At 63.4% G+C, this 18,910-nt stretch carries 21 protein-coding genes and 2 pseudogenes; 15 read left to right on the plus strand and 8 right to left on the minus strand.

What is annotated here, in order from left to right:
* The first annotated feature begins 502 nt into the window (after positions 1-502).
* The gene (locus A7A08_RS02910) at positions 503-700 is read left to right on the plus strand and encodes a CsbD family protein (protein ID WP_069094003.1); all 198 of its coding nucleotides are present in this window, start codon (positions 503-505) and stop codon (positions 698-700) included.
* Positions 701-928: 228 nt separating this feature from the next.
* The gene (locus tag A7A08_RS02915; protein ID WP_069094004.1) at positions 929-1,084 is read left to right on the plus strand and encodes a DUF3309 family protein; all 156 of its coding nucleotides are present in this window, start codon (positions 929-931) and stop codon (positions 1,082-1,084) included.
* Positions 1,085-1,223: 139 nt separating this feature from the next.
* On the opposite strand, the gene A7A08_RS02920 is transcribed toward A7A08_RS02915, so the two are convergent.
* Complete coding sequence (locus A7A08_RS02920) at positions 1,224-2,033, minus strand: response regulator (RefSeq protein ID WP_069094005.1); 810 nt, start codon at positions 2,031-2,033, stop codon at positions 1,224-1,226.
* 292 nt (positions 2,034-2,325) lie between these two features.
* On the opposite strand from A7A08_RS02920, the gene A7A08_RS15835 reads away from it, so the two are divergent.
* Positions 2,326-2,553, plus strand: a complete 228-nt coding sequence (locus A7A08_RS15835; RefSeq protein WP_141693813.1) for a NepR family anti-sigma factor — start codon at positions 2,326-2,328, stop codon at positions 2,551-2,553.
* Positions 2,550-3,104, plus strand: a complete 555-nt coding sequence (locus tag A7A08_RS02925; RefSeq protein ID WP_280948609.1) for a sigma-70 family RNA polymerase sigma factor — start codon at positions 2,550-2,552, stop codon at positions 3,102-3,104. Before A7A08_RS15835 ends, A7A08_RS02925 begins: the two co-directional genes overlap by 4 nt.
* Positions 3,105-3,279: 175 nt before the next feature.
* On the opposite strand, the gene A7A08_RS15410 is transcribed toward A7A08_RS02925, so the two are convergent.
* Positions 3,280-3,441, minus strand: a complete 162-nt coding sequence (locus A7A08_RS15410; RefSeq protein ID WP_083226390.1) for a DUF1328 domain-containing protein — start codon at positions 3,439-3,441, stop codon at positions 3,280-3,282.
* Positions 3,442-3,559: 118 nt separating this feature from the next.
* Here A7A08_RS15410 and A7A08_RS02930 point away from each other — a divergent pair, with 118 nt between their 5' ends.
* The 3 genes from A7A08_RS02930 (at position 3,560) to A7A08_RS02935 (ending at position 4,710) form a co-directional block, all read left to right on the plus strand.
* Positions 3,560-3,808, plus strand: coding sequence for a hypothetical protein (locus A7A08_RS02930; protein WP_069094006.1), 249 nt, complete (start codon positions 3,560-3,562; stop codon positions 3,806-3,808).
* 179 nt (positions 3,809-3,987) lie between these two features.
* Positions 3,988-4,155 (plus strand): hypothetical protein, encoded by a 168-nt coding sequence (locus A7A08_RS16135; protein WP_169822904.1) that lies wholly within the window; start codon positions 3,988-3,990, stop codon positions 4,153-4,155.
* A 75-nt stretch (positions 4,156-4,230) separates the two neighbouring features.
* Entirely contained in the window at positions 4,231-4,710 is a 480-nt protein-coding gene (locus tag A7A08_RS02935) for a hypothetical protein (protein ID WP_069094007.1), read from the plus strand.
* Positions 4,711-4,713: 3 nt separating this feature from the next.
* Here A7A08_RS02935 and pabB read toward each other — a convergent pair whose 3' ends face one another.
* The 6 genes and pseudogenes from pabB to A7A08_RS02965 all read right to left on the minus strand — a co-directional run bounded on the left by pabB (position 4,714) and on the right by A7A08_RS02965 (position 11,608).
* Positions 4,714-6,552 (minus strand): aminodeoxychorismate synthase component I, encoded by a 1,839-nt coding sequence (gene pabB, locus A7A08_RS02940; RefSeq protein WP_069094008.1) that lies wholly within the window; start codon positions 6,550-6,552, stop codon positions 4,714-4,716.
* A 109-nt stretch (positions 6,553-6,661) separates the two neighbouring features.
* Entirely contained in the window at positions 6,662-7,465 is an 804-nt protein-coding gene (locus tag A7A08_RS02945) for a formylmethanofuran dehydrogenase subunit C (protein WP_083226391.1), read from the minus strand.
* Positions 7,462-8,369, minus strand: a pseudogene (fhcD, locus tag A7A08_RS02950) (formylmethanofuran--tetrahydromethanopterin N-formyltransferase). Before fhcD ends, A7A08_RS02945 begins: the two are co-directional and overlap by 4 nt.
* Positions 8,366-10,002, minus strand: a pseudogene (locus A7A08_RS02955) (formylmethanofuran dehydrogenase subunit A). Before A7A08_RS02955 ends, fhcD begins: the two co-directional pseudogenes overlap by 4 nt.
* Positions 10,002-11,105: a molybdopterin-binding domain-containing protein gene (locus A7A08_RS02960; protein WP_069094009.1), complete on the minus strand. Its 1,104-nt coding sequence runs from the start codon at positions 11,103-11,105 to the stop codon at positions 10,002-10,004. Before A7A08_RS02960 ends, A7A08_RS02955 begins: the two are co-directional and overlap by 1 nt.
* 119 nt (positions 11,106-11,224) lie before the next feature.
* A complete protein-coding gene (locus A7A08_RS02965; RefSeq protein WP_069094010.1) occupies positions 11,225-11,608 on the minus strand; it encodes a 4a-hydroxytetrahydrobiopterin dehydratase in 384 nt (127 codons plus the stop codon).
* 98 nt (positions 11,609-11,706) lie between these two features.
* On the opposite strand from A7A08_RS02965, the gene A7A08_RS02970 reads away from it, so the two are divergent.
* The 8 genes from A7A08_RS02970 to fae all read left to right on the plus strand — a co-directional run bounded on the left by A7A08_RS02970 (position 11,707) and on the right by fae (position 18,894).
* Positions 11,707-12,114: a nuclear transport factor 2 family protein gene (locus A7A08_RS02970; RefSeq protein WP_069094011.1), complete on the plus strand. Its 408-nt coding sequence runs from the start codon at positions 11,707-11,709 to the stop codon at positions 12,112-12,114.
* A gap of 57 nt (positions 12,115-12,171) precedes the next feature.
* The gene (locus A7A08_RS02975) at positions 12,172-13,185 is read left to right on the plus strand and encodes a beta-ribofuranosylaminobenzene 5'-phosphate synthase family protein (protein WP_083226392.1); all 1,014 of its coding nucleotides are present in this window, start codon (positions 12,172-12,174) and stop codon (positions 13,183-13,185) included.
* A 152-nt stretch (positions 13,186-13,337) separates the two neighbouring features.
* A complete protein-coding gene (locus A7A08_RS02980; RefSeq protein ID WP_069094012.1) occupies positions 13,338-14,234 on the plus strand; it encodes an NAD(P)-dependent methylenetetrahydromethanopterin dehydrogenase in 897 nt (298 codons plus the stop codon).
* Between the two features lie 67 nt (positions 14,235-14,301).
* A complete protein-coding gene (locus A7A08_RS02985) occupies positions 14,302-15,342 on the plus strand; it encodes an ATP-grasp domain-containing protein (RefSeq protein ID WP_083226393.1) in 1,041 nt (346 codons plus the stop codon).
* A gap of 9 nt (positions 15,343-15,351) precedes the next feature.
* The gene (gene mch, locus A7A08_RS02990; RefSeq protein ID WP_069094014.1) at positions 15,352-16,332 is read left to right on the plus strand and encodes a methenyltetrahydromethanopterin cyclohydrolase; all 981 of its coding nucleotides are present in this window, start codon (positions 15,352-15,354) and stop codon (positions 16,330-16,332) included.
* Positions 16,333-16,357: 25 nt separating this feature from the next.
* Positions 16,358-17,338 carry a RimK family alpha-L-glutamate ligase gene (locus A7A08_RS02995; RefSeq protein WP_083226394.1) on the plus strand — a complete coding sequence of 327 codons (981 nt, stop codon included), beginning with the start codon at positions 16,358-16,360 and terminating at the stop codon, positions 17,336-17,338.
* Positions 17,335-18,195, plus strand: coding sequence for a triphosphoribosyl-dephospho-CoA synthase (locus A7A08_RS03000; protein ID WP_069094015.1), 861 nt, complete (start codon positions 17,335-17,337; stop codon positions 18,193-18,195). Before A7A08_RS02995 ends, A7A08_RS03000 begins: the two co-directional genes overlap by 4 nt.
* Positions 18,196-18,384: 189 nt before the next feature.
* The gene (fae, locus tag A7A08_RS03005) at positions 18,385-18,894 is read left to right on the plus strand and encodes a formaldehyde-activating enzyme (protein WP_069094016.1); all 510 of its coding nucleotides are present in this window, start codon (positions 18,385-18,387) and stop codon (positions 18,892-18,894) included.
* Positions 18,895-18,910: the final 16 nt, after the last annotated feature.

Raw genomic sequence — 18,910 nt, forward strand, 5'->3', positions numbered from 1 at the left:
CGCCCCGGCGTCGAGTTTGGCACCATTGCGGTCGCAGGAAGGCGACATCAAGTGTGCCTTCGCATAACCCCCTGAAGCAAAATTCGTTCTCTCCTGACTCGGATTTTCAACTGCAGCTCCGCAGATGCACGTTTGACGATCAATCGCCGAGGGATTCGCAAGGCGCACAGAAATTTTTCGGTTTTCGGGAACTGGAGTTAGGGGTCGGCGTTTATTCGCCAATCGGATCGCCGCACCCCCCGCAACTCGCCCCTCCAGCGGCACCGAGATTTAAAAAACGCCCGCTGCCCTCCCCCGGCGCGGGCGTTTGCTTTTTCAGGCTCCATCCCGACCATCCCCCGAGCCCTCCTCCGTTTCGCAAACTTAAGGCTCGGCGACTTCTCCTGCGCCCGGCAGACGCTCCGGATTGAAAGCGACCTGTCCCGACAGGAACCGGCTTGCGCGGGCGAACGTTGATCGATCGGAGACCTGGTAATCACACGAACAAGCCAAGGAGGCCGAAATGAACTGGGACCAGATCGAAGGTAATTGGAAGCAGTTTAAGGGACAGGCTCAACAACAGTGGGGCAAGCTCACCAACGACGATCTCGATCAGGTGGAAGGCCGCCGCGAGGAACTCGTCGGCCGCATCCAAGAACGCTACGGCGTTGCGAAAGATGAAGCCGAGCGTGAGGTCGACAACTGGATGGACCGGTCCTAAACGCCGCTTCGGAGTTCACCCTCATATCTTCGCCATTCAAACGGCGCGGCGCGCTAGGCGACGGTATGAGGGTGTTTCGGCGGGGACGATTTTCTCTTTTCGCTTGCGTTGGATTGTCTCGCCCCGCGTCATTATCGACTTGCGTTTTTTCGGGAGCAGCGGCCGCATCGCTGCGGTTAGGGCGTCCGGCCAAGGCGGCCCTAGGGCGATCCCTCATAAGGAGGCAACATGTTGGGCACGATTCTCATCATCATTCTCATTCTGATCCTGCTGGGCGCCGTTCCGGCTTGGCCTTACAGCCGGTCGTGGGGCTACGGTCCGTCGGGCGTGGTCGGACTGATCCTCGTCATCCTGATCATTCTGGTGCTGCTGGGACGCGTGTAACGGACCAGCGAGTTACCGCGTGGCAGGCTCGCGACGCAAAAAGGGCGGCTCCGATGAAGCCGCCCTTTTTTATTCGGTCGTCGCAATTTGTGCTGTCCCGTCGGAGGATCGCTTCAACGAGGAGCGATCGGACCGGGACTTACGCGTCGGCGTCGGAGCGATCGCGCAGATGGGCGCGGCGCTCGAAGAACAGGGCCTGGCTGATGATCGCCTTCACGGTGTCCGGCTGATAAGGCTTGGTGATCAGGAAGGCCGGCTCTGGCCGGTCGCCGGTGAGCAGCCGATCCGGATAGGCGGTGATGAAGATCACCGGAACCTCGAATCCGCCGAGGATCTCGTTCACCGCATCGAGGCCCGAGCTTCCGTCGGCAAGCTGGATATCGGCCAGCACGAGACCGGGACGCTGGGCGTTCACAGCGTCGACCGCCTCGGAATGGGTTCGCGCGACGCCGGTGACGTTATGGCCGAGTCCGTCGACGATGCCCTCTAGGTCCATGGCGATCATGGGTTCGTCCTCGATGATGAGGACATCGGTCGCCACCTGCTGAGCAATCTCGCGGCCCGCCTCGTCCACCAGCCTGCGAACCTCATCCTCGTCAATGGACAAGATGGTAGCGGCTTCGGCCGGGGTGAAATTCTCTACCGAACAGAGCAGGAAGGCCTGCCGCGGAAGCGGCGTGATGGATTCGAGCTTGCGATCGATGGTCGAGGCGAGGTCCGTGGAGATCTCGGCCCGGCGATTGACGTCGAGAGAGTTCCACAGGCCGACGAAAGTCTGGTACAGCGCAACCCGCGGCTCGATCTCGGTGTTGAAGACAGAGGAGTCTTCCACGAGAACCTCTAGCGTCGCCGCAACGTAAGCGTCGCCGGCCTGCTGGGTGCCGGCAAGGGCCCGAGCAAATCGGCGCAGGTATGGAAGGTGTGGCGCAATCGCTTTGGAAATCGACATCTAAATTCCGTCTCTGGAAATTTTGAGAGGCCTCGATAAAGACCTCCCCCTGATACGGCCCCCAATGGCATGGGCAGGCGGGAAATGGCAACTCAAAAAGGCAGCCGGGGTATTCAACACATTTGTTTCTTTCTAGGTTCCATCAAGGAACCGAGCGAGTTTTCAGGCGTTTCTCGCCCTTGATCGACCTGCATTCGCCGTCGGACCGGGTATTGAGCGGATTGAAGGATGACTTGTGACTGACAAACAGAAGAGTGGGGCTCGGGATAAGACCCCGGAAGAGAAGGGAAGGATGGACCTAGCAACAGGGAATGCGTCCAACAGCGCAGCGGATGATGCTGTCTCTCCTATGATGGACGGGCAGCCCGCCGCCGACGATAAGAGCGGCTTGTCGTCCGACTTGCAGGCGCATATCGGCCGTCAGCTTCGCGCTGCCTTCGACGAGGTGGCGCGCGAGCCGATTCCGGACCGGTTCATGCAGCTTCTCAAGGACCTTGAGGAAAGCGGGTCTAAGAAGTGAACCAAAAGGCTTCGGCGAGTTTGAAGGAAGCCCTTGTGGGCGAGATGAGCAATCTGCGCGCCTTCGCCGTCTCATTGTGCGGCGACAAGGAGCGCGCGGACGACCTCGTTCAGGAGACCCTCTACAAGGCTTGGAATCATCTCGATTCCTTCCGGGAGGGGACCAACCTCAAGGCTTGGCTCTTCACCATCCTGCGCAATACCTACTTCTCCGAGCGCCGCAAAAGACGGCGTGAGGTGGAGGATGCCGACGGCAGCTACGCCGCCAAGCTCTCCACCCACCCGGAGCAGCATGGGCATATGGATCTGCAGGACTTCCGGGAGGCGCTGGCTGAGCTGCCGGACGATCAGCGCGAGGCGTTGATCCTGGTCGGCGCGGCCGGGTTCTCATACGAGGAGGCCGCAGAGATCTCGGATTGCGCCATCGGGACGATAAAGAGCCGCGTAAACCGCGCCCGCAACAGGCTGGGCGAAAGCCTCGGCGCGAGCGGCGAGGAGTTCGACCAGGGGCTTGCATCGGCGCTGGCGTCCGCGGGACCCACGAGCCGCTAGCAGGACATGGGTTCAGCGCGCGGGTTTCAACCGGTGCTCTGATTATAGTGCCCCTGCCCGGCCGCCGAGATAATCGCGGACGGATCCAATAAAAAGCGGGCGTCCCCTTACGGAGGCGCCCGCTTTTTGATGCGCTCATGAGGCCTGGGGAGAGGCGCTCAAGACCGTCCGATACCTAACGGCGGATAATATTCGCCACGATGGACAGCGCGAACAGGATCAGAGCAACGACGAAAATCAGCTTGGCAATGCCTACCGCCGTACCGGCAAGGCCACCGAAGCCCAGCGCCGCCGCGATCAAGGCGATGATCAAGAATGTAAGTGCCCAACCCAGCATTATAGTCTCCTTTAGTCGCTCGTTTTCTTTCAGGTCTGGGCAACGCTCTTCGCTAGAAAAAGGTTTCGTTTGAGGTGCGATTGCCGGGCAACTTTCACCGTCGATGAGGAGGACACCAATGGCCAAACTTTCCGCCGCGGAGCTCGAAGAGGCAAAGCTGGATCCGTCTACGGTCTTCGACCGCCCGCAGGACGTCTTATCCGCCGACGGTCTTTCGGAGGCTGACAAGCGGGCCATCCTAAAGCGCTGGGAAATGGACGCCGATGCGCTGCTGCGCGCCGGCGACGAGGGGATGGACGAGGATGCGGCCAGCGGCGAACTCGTGCGCGCGGTTCGCAGTGCCCTCGACAAACTCGATTCGAAGTAGCGCTTTCCGCTCTCGCTTTCCGGAAGAGGAACGTTCGCCGATTTGCGACGTTTTATTCATCGACATGGGGGTCGGGCGCGAAGCAGCCATCGACTGGCGCTGGCATAAGCCTAATCCCCTCCATCGAAGGTCCGGAAAGCCGGATCGCGAACCGTATAAGACCGAAAGAGAGAGTGAGAATGGCCCACGATCACACGAAAGACGAGCTTGCCACCCAGGAAGCGCGCCAGGGCACGCGCCCAGGCGCAATGGTGTGGGTGCTGCTGATCTCGACCGTGGTTGCAGCAGTCGCCATGTATCTTATTCTGGCCGTCGGCTGGACCGGCCCGATCCCCTGGGGCACCTAGGAGCGATCGGAGCGTCAGCCGCGACCGAGGGAGGCGGCTATCTTTCGACGACACCGCAAAGAGAATACCGGGAGCGTGGCAATCGGGGCCGCGCTCTCTTTCTGCGTGCTCGCGCTGTCCCTGTCGCTTGCGGCGTCTCCCCTTCTCTCGGCCCCGGCGGAGCAGATCGAGCACGGGGCGGATGCCACTGCCGATGCGCTGGCCCCAGAGGGGCACGATCCTTCGAGCTTCGAGGCCTTCGCCGTCGAAACGCTGCAACGGCTGAATGACGGGGCGGCGCGCCTGCAGCGACAGGCGGAGAATACTGTCCGTTCCTTTGGGATATCGGTGACGGAGTCGGCCGAGCGCATGGATGATGCCTGGGAGGAGACGCTCGAAAAGTTCGGCGCCCTCCGAAGCCATGCGAAAGGAACGTACGAGGCGCTCGAGGGGCGCACCCTCCGGGCGATCGATGCCTTCGAACGCTGGCTGGCCGGGGACCGGGCGCTTCGCCCTACCCCTTTGCCGGCAACGCCCGAACGGATCGAAGGCGAAGGACCCGCTATTCCGGTCTGACGATCAGCGCCCGTCCGCTGCGGCCGCTTGCGGGCTGCCTTCCGCAGCGGCCTTCTCGACCGGCACGGCGCGAATCAGACCGCGGACAGAATTTCCCAGATAGATGCGGTCGGCCCGTTTGAGGTCGTCCAAGGTGAGGATCGCTTCACTCGCCTCGACGCGCGGCAGGTCGATCATCTCCTCACGGAGCGTGCCCGGCAGCAGGCCGCACGCCACGGCAGGCGTGTAGAGCCTTCCATCCTTTTCGATGAAGAGATTGGTGCGCGTGCCCTCGGTCAGCTCGCCTTTGCTGTTGAGGAAGATGACCTCGTCGCAGCCGGTCGCGGCTTGCGCGGCAGCCAGAGCTTCCTCGTAAAAAGCGCGGATCGTCGTCTTGTGAAAGAAGAACGGGTTCTTCTCGTCGAGGCGACGGTCGGAGACGGCGAATGTCCAGACCGTGCCCTGGTCCGGCAGGGTGATCTCCTTGGCGGAGACGGAAATCGCGCCGTCCTCGCCGAGCAGCATGCGGACCATGTAGGTCTGGCTTTGCAAGCCCGACGTCTCGGCGGCAAGCGCCTCCTTTATGGCCTCGCGCTCGTAGGGATAGCCGAAATGCTGGGCGGAGGCTTTCAGACGGCTCAGATGGCGGTCCAGCAGATAGAAGCCAGCTTCCCGCTCCCAGCGGATGGTCTCGATCAGGTCGAAATTCTGGGCGGGCTTGGTCAGGAATTCGCCTTTCAGGAGACATTCCTCGTATTCGGACTCGCCCTTGCTGTCGGCGACCACGCCGCTGCCAATTCCCATCTCGCCCTTGCCGCCGCTCAGCATCAGGGTGCGGATAGCGACGTTGAACTCCGCATCCCCATTCGGCGCGATAGTCCCAACGGAGCCGGTGTAGACCCCGCGGGGCAGCGATTCCAACTCGCGGATGATCTCCATGGCGCGGACCTTCGGTGCGCCGGTGACGGAGCCGGAGGGAAACAGCGCCTTGAGCATCTCCCGCAGGCCCATATCGCTGCGCATCTCGGCGCGGATCCCCGACGTCATCTGATGCACGGTGCGATATGTCTCGACGGTGAAGAGGTCGGTCACCTCCACGGAGCCGATCTTGGCGAGACGGCCGAGATCGTTGCGCAGGAGATCGACGATCATCAGGTTCTCCGCGCGCTGCTTGTCGTCGACGGCGAGCCACGTCTTAAGCCGCGCATCCTCGCGGGGCGTGCGGCCGCGGGGCGCCGTTCCCTTCATGGGGCGGGTGGAGAGCACGGTCCCTTCCCGCTTGAAGAACAGCTCCGGCGAGAGCGAGAGGCAGTGAAAATCCTCCGCGCCGATCAGCCCGCCAAAGGAGACCCGCTGCTTCCGGCGTAGCGCCTGGTAGAGGGCGACGGGGTCGCCCGCATAACGGAAGAAATATTTGAGGGTGAGATTGATCTGATAGACGTCGCCGGCGGTGATGTAGTCCTTCACCCTGGCGAAGGCATCGAGATACTCCTGCTTCGACCAGGAGAGTTCCAGATCGGTGACGTCAGGATCGCCCTCCCCGCCCTTGCGGGCGAGCCACGCCTTGGTCTCTCGATCGTCGAACCGTTTCGGCGCGCGATAAAGCCCGATCCAGAACAGCGGCTGGTCGCGCCCTTCCGGCATCAATTCGCGGATCTTCGGCTCCAGGCAGTAGCCGAGCTCGTAGGCGAAGAATCCTGCCGCATGGAGTCCGCGCTTCAGCCCCTGCTCAACGGCGATGAGCTTCTCTTCGACCTCCGCGGGGTCGCGGCAGATCACGACCTCCAGCGGCTCCTCGAACAGAAGCGAGACGCCGCCGGGCCTGAGGCTGTCATCTAGCAATACGTATGGAGAATCGGTCATGAACCGACGCGGCTCCCTATGCTCCCGACCGGCGCCTTACTGGGCCGGCTCTCATATGGGAATGGCCAGCACCAAGATCGAGCGCCGGGCTCGCCAGCTTAGCGCAAGGCTAGCGGAGGATCAGCATCTCTCCCTTGCCCATGGCCGCCATATCGCCCATGAGCCGCTGGGCCCGCCGGGGAAGCCGGAGCTTGACGTCGTGCTCCTTCAGATGGCGCTCGAGCAGCTTCAGATAGGTGAACTCGATGACGCCGCAATCGGCGAAGGTGGGCAGGATCTCCTTCGGCTCTTTCTTGAAGATCAGGGTCCCGCGCTTGGAGCCATAGCCCGCAAAGCGGCCGACCTTGCCGAGAAACACGATGGTGCCCGCCACGACGCGGGCGCCGGCATAATCGTCGGCATCCCCGCACACGGTGATGATGCCGCGCCGCATACGCTCAGCCAGCATGGGGCCTGCGTTGCCGCGGATGATGAGACGCCCACCGCGCATGCCGTGCACTTCGCCGACCAGCACGCCGCCGGCCCGCTCGCCCGCATTGCCGCCGATGTCGAGGGTGCCGCCGGACATGGCCGCACCGGCATAAGGGCCGGCATCTCCCTTTAGGGTCAGGGTCCCGCCCTTCAGGGACGCACCGAGATAGGCGCCGGCATCGCCGTCGACCAGAACCTCGCCCTCGCCGAAGCGCGCGCCGATATGGTCGCAGCGGTCATCGGTGCCGACAAAGCGGATCTGGGAGGTCTCGTCGCCCGAGACCTTGAAGAGGTCCCCGACGCAAAGCTTGCTCCGGGTGGTGCCGATATGCAGGGCCTCGATATCCTTGGACCGCATGCCGGCCAGGCGATCGGGCGTCAGGCAAGACAGATCGACCCGCTGATCGGGCCGCTGCTTCATCTTGAAGGTGAGAGCGCTCAACCGACAATCTCCTTCAAATGGAAATGATGGGGGCCGAGATTGCCGCCGTAGTTGCCGGCAGCGATGCTGATGATGCCGTCCTTGGAGCCGCCGTCGATGACGGCATCCATACCGGCCTTCATGGAGGCGGAGATGGCCTCGGGCGCAGCCCATCGATGACGATCTCCATGACGGCCTCGACATCGAGGGGGAGTTCGGAGTCCACCGCGCCCTTGAGGGTCGGGCAATAGGCGTCGTTGGTGGAGGCGATCTGCCCCTTGTATTTGGAGCCGACCTTGGAGCCCGACCGCACGATGCCGCCCGGGAACGGGGTGATGATATCGGGCATCTGACTCATGGCCTTCACGGCGCGGGTGCAGGCCTTCAGCACGCCCTCATGGGATTTGCCGAGCACCAGGAAGTTGCCGCCGCCGACGGCGTCCTTGGTGTAGCCGGTCTTCTCCTCGCAGACGAACTCGCCATCCATGACGGGGATGCGCCAGAAACGGCGGCCCTCGATGACCTTGGACATCTGCCAGCCATCGCCGAAGAAGCGGAGCGACGAGCCGAGCTTCAGGGACGGCTTGCCCGGGATGCCGGCGTAGCAGGCGGTGCCCGGACAGGTCAGGATGCACTGGCCGACGCGGTTGCGCAGCTGCTTCTGGAGCTTGTCCTTATCCATGGTGAAGAGCAGCACGGAGACCCCGGGACGGCCGTCATAGGTTTCGTCCCTGGAAAGCTTCCGCTCGATGCCGGCTTCCGCACCGCAGGCGATCACCGAGGTGGCAAAGCCCGTCATGGTGCGGGCGGCGATCTCCGCCCACTCCGCGGTCGGCGCCGTGACGACGACCCGGGTGCCCACCATGGGGAAGGCCTCCGCGAAGGTGTCGACAATGTTCACGCCCTTGCGTTTGATATCGGTCATGACGTCGTCCCTGGCAGCTTCGCGAAGCGGCCTTCGCGCCCTGCGATCCCCTCCGGCACGTCAAAGACCTCCGGGTGGATGCCATAATTGTCGCCGTAGAACTTGTCCACCCGGCGCTCGATGGCGCTGTCGTAATCCGGGGTGGCGTGGAATGCCGTGCCCCAGGTGATGTCGGTGATCTGACCGTCGCGGACGACCAGCTTGCCGTCCTTGAAGACGAGGCTGGCGCGGTCGAACATGGCGACCTTGTCGCTCTGCTCGGTGTAGACCGCAACGTCGCCCACGGCGCCTGCCCCGAGATGGCCGCGATCGGTGAGGCCGAGCAGCTTTGCAGGCCCGGCGCGGGTCATGACGGCGAATTCCGACAGGGTGAGCTCCCGATCGATCTCGGCGAGATTGGTGACCTCGCGAACCGCCTCCGGCAGCTTGTCCAGCCAGCGCGTGCGCTCGTCCTTGTCCAGGAGCAGACCGAAGATCTCCGGGTAGCGGGTGAACAGCGCGCCGTTGGGATGATCGGTGGAGAACAGAACCTGCCACGGGTTCTTGGCCAGGAGGAAGATCTCCAGGCCGATGGCCCACTGAACGGCGTTCACAAAGCTCTTGGACTTATATTTGTAGGGCACGACGCCGGTGCCATTGCCCTCGCCCTGATAGAGCGCCCATTTGCCGGGGCTCGCCGCCTTGCGGCCGTCGAACTGGCGCAGCACGTCGCCCGAGATGGTGACGGTCTGTCCGAACAGGACCTGGCCGACATCGACGGTGACGTTGGGATGGGCGTTCAGCGCTTCCACCAAACGCGGCGCGCCGGAGGATAGGCCTTTCTCGCCTTCCGTGCCGTAGCCGTAGAACTGGATATGGGCGAAATGGATCGGCACGCCCTCCGCCGCCTCGATGGTGGCGATGGCGGTGTCGATATTCCCGGCGATGCCGAGATTGTTGCAGTGGACGTGAGCCGGATGAGGCACGCCCAGATTATGCACCGCGTGCTGCATGGACTGGACGATCTGGCGCGAAGTGGCGCCGTAATACGGAACCTCGTCATCAAGGTCGAAGGTGCGCGCGTGAACTTGAAGGCTTCGGCGCCGCCCGCGTTGATGACCTTCAGCCCGAGACATTTCGTGCGATGGAGGGTCCAGGCGACGTAATCCTGGATCTCGCTTTCGGACGCGTTGCGGTGAAGCTGCTGGAGCGAAAGGTCGTCGTTGCCCAGGATCGCCAGACCGCCCACGTCGAGGATCGGGATCTGGGCAAGCTCCAGATGGGTCTGAATCGCATGGGTTGGCTGGACCGCCGGCTCGATGGCCGTGGTGTAGCCCATCTGCGCATAGCGCAGGCCCGTCGCGTAGGCGCCCCACGAGGCGGGCGTCGGCGGAATGTGGACACCGCCTTCTGCTGCCAGCAACGGCAGTTCCGGCATGAGCTGACGCGCCAAGGTGACGTTGGAGCCGGCGATGTGGGAATGGACGTCGACGCCGCCGGGCATCACGATCTTGCCGGAGACATCATAAGTCTCGTCGGGCTCGCGGCCGCCGGCGTCGGCGACGACGCGGCCGTTATCGATGAAAACGTCGCCGACCGCGTCTCGATTATTCGCAGGATCGACGACGCGGCCGCCCTTCAGGCAGATCAGCATTATGCGGCCTCCGTGGTCTTGAGACGGTCCGACAGGGCACGGAGCACATCGGCGACGGTCGGCAGACCCGATCCGCCGGCCTTCGCCTTCACCATGCCGAGACCAGAAATTTCAGCGAGATAGAGCGCCGCGTCATGGTCGACGCCGGGCTTTGCGACCTCGATCACGATATCGGCCGCGTCGGGCTTCACCGCGCCAGGAACCGCAAGCGCGATCGTCGGCAGGCCCTTCGGCGCATCGGTCTTGCCCTCCCCGAACGCATCGATCCAGACCAGCGCGTCGGCCTCACCGGACTCGATCATGCGGTTTGCGTCGAAGCGCCAGGCATCGTTGACGGGATCGCCGTGGGCGAAGCTGGTGCGCATCGGCAGCCCGCAGGTCCACACGGAGCAGAGATTCACGCCGTCGCCGTTGCCCCGAACCGGGACCGTATAGAGGCCGGAGCGATTCTTGTCGCAAAGGGAGCGAATCATATCGAGCACGACATGGAGCACAGGCTCGTCGAGCTCCTCCGGTGAATAGACGAATACCGAGAACGCGGCTTCGCGGAACATCTCCGCCGCGTCTGCAAGCTCCTTCGGCAGAGCCTTGCCCGTGTCGCCGAACGGATGCTTCCGCGTGGCTGCGGCGAGCATGCCGATGGCCGTGGCGAGGTCGGTCTTGCGGGTCTCGATGACCTTCGCCTCGATCGCATCCGGGAGCTTTTTCGGCTTCGCGCCGAGGGTGACCAACCGGCGGGGCGCAGCGCCCGGACGGGGCAGTCCCTTCTTGCCGGGGAAGATCTTATCGAGCAGGTCCGGGTCGGCCTCGAAGGGCTTCTTGCCCAGCACAATCACCAGATCGGACCGGTTGCGCAGCTCGCCGAGGCTGACGGGCGTGGAGCCCGCCTCGCGCATCAGCCGGTTGGCCCGCGCCAAGCCGCCGCCGCTCGCATGATCGACCACGCCGCCGATCTCCTCGGCGAGCGTGACCGCCGCCTCGGCACCCGCGACATCGGTCATCAGACCTGCAAGCAAAGGAAGATTGGCTCGGTTCAGGAGCTCCGCCGCGCTGTCGAGCGCCTGGGACTCCTCGACCTCATTACCGTTCAAATAGACCGCCATAGCGGCGCACCTTTATTCAGAAGCGAAGACCTGCGCAAGCGCTCGAATGCGCGCAGGCCGTTGGGATGAAGGATTGCATGGGCGGCTTCTCAATCAGCCCAGGCGATTAGAGGGGCGAACTAGGATTTGGCCTTATCATACTTGATGTAGGCAAAGCGCTGATCGTCCGGAGTGCCTTCCAAGGAGCCCTCCTCGACGCCGGGCTGCCAATGAACGACCTCCTCGATCTTCTTCGCCAGCTCGAAATCCTTGTCGGTGATTCCCTTGGCGGCGTGATTCTTGAGGCGAACCTCGACCCAAGCATAGGAGGCGGTGATATCGGGATGATGAAAAGCGGCCTCGGCGAGGTGACCGACGGTGTTGATCACCATCAGGGTGCTTTTCCAGCTCGCGGTCTTGTATTTCCGGCGAATCCAGCCGTCTTCCAGATACCAATGGGGCAGCTCTTCCTTGAGCCGCTTCTCACATTCGTTGTCGTCGTAAACGCGGTCGGACGTTGCCATGACACCTGTCTTTTAAAAACTTCCGTGGGAAAAACTTCTCTTACAAAATTCGGTCTTCTCGCTTGACGTCACCATACCGAGAGGCTTCATGCGCAGCAATGGATGGTTCTTGCGGAACGCCAGCGTCTCAAGTGGAACGCAACAAGAAGGCCGTGGTTGCCTTCTATGAGTTGATGTTCAACGCGTGCCGGCCTCGGGAAGCGATCGAGCGCTATGCCGGGGAGGAATACCGGCAGCACAGCCCCGGCGTCCCCGACGGCAAGGCGGGCTTCATCGCCTATTTCGAGGAGATGGCTCGCCGCTTTCCGGGGAAGCGGGTCCATATCAAGCGCGTGATCGCAGAGGGCGATCTCGTCGTTCTGCATTGCCGCCAGGAATGGCCCGGCGACAGCGATTGGGCCGGGATAGACATTTTCCGGTTGGATGAGGACGGCAAGATCGTCGAGCACTGGGACGTGCTGCAGACTGTTCCGGAGCAGTCGGCCAACGGGAATGGAATGTTTTGAGTCGCCGAAGCCTTTGGGCCGCCGAGGCTTCTATCAAGGACCTTACCGGGATCACGATTGACCAAATTTGATCGCATACTCGCCTCTTCGCCTGGACGGTCCGGAGGCCACACCGAGCGGGCTTGGCCGGAGCGCGTCTCCGTCACGACGCGGGCACGGCTGCATTTCGGCTTCTTCGATCCGAGCGGCCAGGGAAGCCAGCCCTTCGGCAGCTTCGGCCTCGGCCTGGACCGGCCGGTGACCAAGCTCAGCCTGCGCCGCGCCGAATCGCTTGCCGTACGCGGCCCCGAAAGCGAGCGCGCCGGAACCTATCTCACCGAGCTTGCACGCCATTGCGGACGTGACGCGGCGCTCGACCTCGAGATCGAATCGGCAATCCCCTCCCACTCGGGCTTGGGATCCGGCACCCAGCTGGCCCTCGCCGTGGGCACGGCCTATGCGCGTCTCGAAGGGCTCAACCTGACGCCGGAGGAGATCGCCAGCGTGCTGCAGCGCGGGCGGCGCTCCGGCATCGGTATCGGCACCTTCACCCAGGGCGGCGCGGTCATCGATAGCGGCCCCCAGGACGGTGGCCTGCCCGCGATGCTGGCGCGGGCGGACTTTCCGGAAGAATGGCGCGTGCTGCTGATCTTCGACCCCGGCTGCAAGGGCCTGCACGGCTCGGGCGAGCTGGAGGCTTTCGCCACGGCGCCGGCCTTTCCCGACGCCGAAGCTGCAAGGTTGAAGCAGCGCGCGCTCGAAATTGCGTTCCCGGCCCTTTCAGAGCGGCGGTTCGACACGTTCTGTGAAGCGATCGGCCATCTGCAGTCGGTGATGGGATTGTATTTCGCGCCCTATCAGGGCGGTCCGCTGGTCAGCGAGAAGGTCAGCGCCGCGGTGCACTGGCTGCGGGACGAAGGCTATGACGGCGTCGGCCAAAGCTCATGGGGACCGACAGGTTATGCGCTTCTGCCCAGCGCGGCGGAGGCGGAGCGTCTCTTTTCGGAAGCCGAATCGCGACCCGCATTCGCCGGGTTGCGATTCGAGATCGCGCGGGGCTGCAACACTGGCGCATCGATCGAATGCGTCTGAGCACTCGTCTGTTGCGTGACGTTCGACGCCAAGACGTCCTGGCTAAGCCTTGTGCCCTTTAGCTGGTTTTGCCAGATAGTCAGGGAAGCTTGAATAGGGCCGTTTGGGCCATTCGTTATTCGATTTCGAAATTTTGAGGAGATGAAAGGCTCATGGCGCACCGCCACATTCTGCACATGCTCACCCCGCTCAAATATATGAGCCCGTTCGACGTCAACATGGCGGTCGATGCCGGGTTCGACGTGGTGATTCCCTATACCAGCGTCACCGAGAGCGATGTGAACGGCTTGGTGCAGGACGCGATCTTCTCCCGCGGCCCCGAAGGCGTGAAGCAAACCGGCATCTTCATCGGCGGCAAGCGCGCCATCGAAGCGCTGAACATGATGGACAAGGCGAAAGAGGCCATGGTGCCGCCTTTCGAGATCTCCGTCTTCGCCGATCCGGCCGGCTCGTTCACCACGGCCGCCGCCATGGTCGCGTGCGCCAACAAGGCGCTGGAGGACAAGTTCGACACCGGTCTCGACGGCAAGCGTATCGCCATCTACGGCGGTACCGGCGTGGTGGGCTTCGCGTCGGCGGTGATCGCAGGCCTGCACGGCGCGACGCCGGTGCTCGTGGGCTATGACGGGCCGGAGCGCGTACGGCGACTGGCAGAAGAGTCCAACGCCCGCTTCGACGCCAACCTGCAATATGCCGACGGCAGCACCGAATCCCAGAAGACCGAGATTTTGAAAGAGTGCGATCTCACCTTCTCCGCGGGTCCCGCGGGCCGGCAGCTCCTCACCACCAATCAGCTGAAGGAGGCCGACAAGCTTCTGGTGGCGGCGGACGTCAACGCGGTGCCGCCTGCCGGCATCGAGGGCATCGGCATCCAGGACAACGGCAAGCCCATCGACGGGTTAAAGACGGTCGGCATCGGCGCGCTCGCCATCGGCGACGTGAAGTACAAGACCGAGGCGGGGCTGTTCAAAAAAATGCTGGAGTCCGACAAGCCGCTCTATCTCGACTTCCGCGACGCCTACGACCTTGCCAAGACCATCGCGCCGTAGCGGCGCATGCATTCTGGTTGCGGCGGTCTCGGCGCGAAGCCTGGCCGCCGCGGTCAGGCGTGCGGGGATGATCCCGCTGACGGTCGATTTCTTCGCCGATCGCGACACCTGCGAAATGGCCGAAGCGAGCCTCACCTTCGATGGGGCGATGAAGGCGGGCATCGCGCAGGACGATCTTCTCGACAAGCTGGAGCGGCTTTCCTCCGACGCCCCTTCCCCGCCAATTGGCCTCCTCTACGGGTCCGGTTTCGAAGCGAATCCGGGCATGCTCGACGCGGTCGCGGCGCGCTGGCCCGTGCTGGGCAACAGCTCCGACATAATTGCTGGGGTGAAGGATCCGGTGCGGTTCTTCGAGACGCTTCGTCGCCTGGAGATTCCGCATCCTGAAACACGCGCCACGCCCCCTCCGATGCTGGAAGGCTGGCTTGGGAAGCGTATCGGTGGATCCGGCGGCAGCCATGTCGGCCCTGCCCCCGCCACCCATTCCGACGGCACCTACTATCAGCGACAGGTGGAAGGTGTACCCGTCTCCCTGCTCTTCGTGGCCAATGGGCGCGAGATCACGCCGCTAGGGTTCAGCGCCCAATGGCCGAGCCCGAGTCCGCGATCGCCTTGGCGCTACGGCGGCGCGGTGAGGCCCGCCGGCCTCGGCGCGGCGCTTGAAGAACGGATGGCCTCATGGGTCGCGGCACTGGCCAGGGCTTTCGGCCTGATAGGGCTCGGGAGCGCCGATTTCCTCGTACAAGGCGACGAGGCCTGGCTCCTGGAGATCAATCCGCGGCCGGGCGCAACCCTCGAGATCTTCGACGATCCGGGCAATCCGCTCATTTCATTTCACCTTGACGCGGTGACTGAGCGAAAGCTACCCAGCCTGCGAGGGATGCGCGATGCGGCCGCGAGCGCGGTCGTGTTTGCCGAACATGGGGTGACTATTCCGCACAGCTTCGACTGGCCGGAGTGGGCTTCCGATATACCGAAGCCGGGCGAGCATATCGCGCGGAACGGGCCCATCTGCACCGTGATGGCCCGGGAGAAGACGACGGACCGGGCGCGGCAGCTAGCCGAGACGCGGGTTCGGGACATCTTGGCCGCAGTCAGCGGCTCATAGGAGGGTTTAGTGAGCGATAAGATCAAGGCGCCGAGCGTCAACAAGACTGTGAAACCCATCGTGGAGAAGATGATCGCGGAAGCGGATCAGCTCCGGATCGCGGTTTCCAAAGGTGAAGCCGGCGAGACGCTGATCGATTGCGGCGACAAGGTTCCCGGCGGCCTGGAAGCCGGACGGCGCATGGCCGAAGTCTGCCTCGGCGGGCTCGGCACGGTGAGCCTCGAAGTGGCCGACACGGAGAGCCCCTTTGCCTTCAACGTCACGGTGCATTCCAGCCAGCCGGTGATCGCCTGTCTCGGCTCCCAATACGCGGGCTGGAGCCTGTCGGCCAAGAAGGACGACGGCAAGACGTATTACGTGCTGGGCTCGGGGCCCGGCCGCGCGCTCGGATCTTCCGAGCCGCTGTTCAAGGAACTCGGATACCGCGACACGGCCGACGAAGGATTCTTCGTGCTCGAGGCCGACGCCCCGCCGCCGGCCTCGCTGGTCAAGGAAGTGGCCGAAGCCTGCAAGGTGAAGCCGGAGAACCTCACCTTCCTCTATGCGCCCACCAGCAGCATCGCGGGCATGGTCCAGATCATCGGCCGCAGCCTTGAGGTGGCCCTGCACAAGGCCCACGAGCTGCATTTCCCGCTGGAGAATATCGTCGACGGCATCGCTTCGGCGCCGCTTGCGCCCCCCGCTCCGGACTTCGTCCAGGCCATGGGCCGCACCAATGACGCCATCATCTATGGCGGCCGGGTGCAGCTCTATGTGAACGGTGACGAGAAGGCCGCCGAAGAGCTGGCCGAGAAGCTGCCGAGCTCGGCGTCGAAGGATTACGGCCAGCCCTTCGCCGAGATTTTCTCCGCCGTGAAGGGCGATTTCTACGCCATCGACAAGATGCTGTTCAGCCCTGCTCAGGCAATGGTCAGCGCGCTGGAGAGCGGCAAGAGCTTCCAGGCCGGCGGCATCGACAACGTGCTTCTGAACCGCTGCTTCTACAAATAGCGCAGGGCGCCATACAGGCACTCACATGGCAGATATCACGCCTCTCGCTTCCGGCTCCAACGATCGCCCCGTGGTCCAGCCGCGCCAGGATGCGCCGATCCTCCTGTTCGGAGACGGCAGGGACTGGCACGGCAAGAGCCTCGGCCGCGCGTTCAAGGCGCGGGGCATTTCGCCGATCACCGTGCCGCTCGGGGCATGTGGCTTCGACACGACGAAGTCCCACGGACTCGCCATTCCGGGCCTCGGCGACGAGCTGCCCGCGGCCGCCTTCGTGCGCTTCGTGCCTGGCGGCAGCTTCGAGCAGGTGACCATGTATCTCGGGGTGCTTCACGCCTTGCGGGATTCGGGCGTCATGGTGTGGAACGACGCGCGCACAATCGAAGCGTGCGTCGACAAGTCGACCACCAGCTTCCGCCTGGCGAAGGCGGGACTGCGCACGCCGCGCAGCTGGACCACAGTCCATCGCGACGAGGCGATCGAGATCGTGAGACGCCTTAGGGCCGAAGGTCTGAAGGCGGTGCAGAAGCCTCTCTTCGGCGCTCAGGGAAACGGTCTGGTGCTGGTCGAAACGCCGGACGACCTGGCGCCCGACGAAGAGGTCAACGGCACCTACTATCTGCAGGAGTTCATTCCCCCTGCCCTGGACGAGCAGTTTCAGGACTGGCGCATCTTCGTGTGCCGGGGCCGTGTGGTCGCGGCGATGCTGCGCCATGGGGTGAGCTGGATCACCAATATCAAGCAAGGGGCCCGGGCGAAGGCTGCGATCCCGTCGCAAGACCTGAGCGATATGGCACTAAAAGCGGCGGCGTGCGTTGGTGCCGATTACGCCGGCGTCGACGTGATCCAGTCCCGGGACGGCGGCTTCCTTGTCTTGGAGGTGAACAGCATGCCCGCATGGAACGGACTGCAGAAGGTTACGAAGTTCGGCATCACCGAGCACGTGGTGGATGCCTTCCTCGATGCCGCCTTTGCTCACGGAAGAGCGGCAGAACGAGGCGAGGCGTGAGCGACGACCTGGCCGACGATGTGGTCGCCAAGGCATATATCGAGGCCTGCCTGGCCGAGCTCGATGCCCTGAAGCCCGGCAATGTGCATCGCTATGCCGGCGATCCGCGGCACTTCGTCGAGGATTTCGAAAAGAGCGCTGAGGCGTCCGCACCCTACCTCGCCAATTCAGAGCTGAAAGTCGGCGAGCGGATCCGCGGCGCGGCGGAAGCCACGGCAGAGGCCTGCGGCACCAACACCAATCTCGGCATCATCCTGCTCTCCGCCCCCCTGGCGGCGGCCGCCCAGCGGAGCGCGAAGAAGGATCTCCAGCACCGCCTGGCCAGAACCCTGATGAAGCTCGATAAGCACGACGCCCGGGAAGCGTATGCCGGAATTCGCGCCGCGAACGCGGGCGGGCTCGGCGAGGTGCCGGAGCATGACGTGGCTGACCAGCCCTCAACGACTTTCCTCGAGGCGATGTCCGCGGCCCAGAGCCGCGATCGGATTGCCTGGAACTACACCCATGATTTCGCTGACATATTCGAGATAGGCCTCCCCACTCTTGCCCAAGCGATGGAGCGTTGGGGGGCGTCCAACTGGGCGCTGGCAGCGGTCTATATGACGTTTCTCGCCGCCGAGCCGGACAGCCTCATCGCCCGCAAGCACGGAATGGAGGCGGCCAGTGGCGTGCGCGAGGAAGCAGGCGAATTCGCAGAAAAAATTTCCGCGTCGGACGACCCGGAAAAACTCGAATCGGACCTTCTCTGTTTCGACCGGTCACTCAAAAAACGCGCGCTGAATCCGGGCACTACGGCGGATCTGACGGTTGCGACATTATTCGCCGACCGATTGCAAAGACTCGAATCCGCTCAATAAAAGGCCTTATTCTGCCGATAATCGACTTGCTCCTGACATCGACGCCTGCTTATGTTGCCCCCGCAACTCTGGACAGGAGTTGTGAACGACGAGCGTTTGAGGCATAGCGCTCTCGTCGGTCGGTCCGGGTGCTTCGAGCGCGGGCGCGATCTCATTTTCATTTCTCTGAATTTAGGGAGGGCTTAGTTCATGGCCAAAATTACCAATGTACGCGTCGGCGAATCGCTCGTGGGCGACGGCAACGAAGTTGCTCATATCGATCTTCTCATGGGCCCGCGTGGCTCGGCCGTCGAGACCGCTTTCTGCAACGCGCTGACCAACAACAAGGACGGCTTCACCACGCTTCTGGCGGTGGTTGCTCCGAACCTTCTCTGCAAGCCGAACACCATGCTGTTCAACAAGGTCACCATCAAGGACGCCCGTCAGGCGACCCAGATGTTCGGCCCGGCTCAGTATGGCGTTGCCAAGGCTGTTGCTGACTGCGTCGCCGAGGGCATCATCCCGGCTGACGAGGCTGACGATCTCTACATCTGCGTCGGCGTCTTCATCCATTGGGAAGCCAAGGACGACAAGAAGATCCAGGACTACAACTACCAGGCGACCAAGGAGTCCATCCAGCGCGCCGTCAAGGGCGAGCCCACGGCTGCCGAAGTTACCGCTCAGAAGGACACTGCGTCTCACCCGTTCGCAGCTGGCTGAAAAAGCGAGCCCCCCG

Origin of the sequence: Methyloligella halotolerans, from assembly GCF_001708935.1 — a bacterium.
Lineage (GTDB): Bacteria > Pseudomonadota > Alphaproteobacteria > Rhizobiales > Methyloligellaceae > Methyloligella > Methyloligella halotolerans.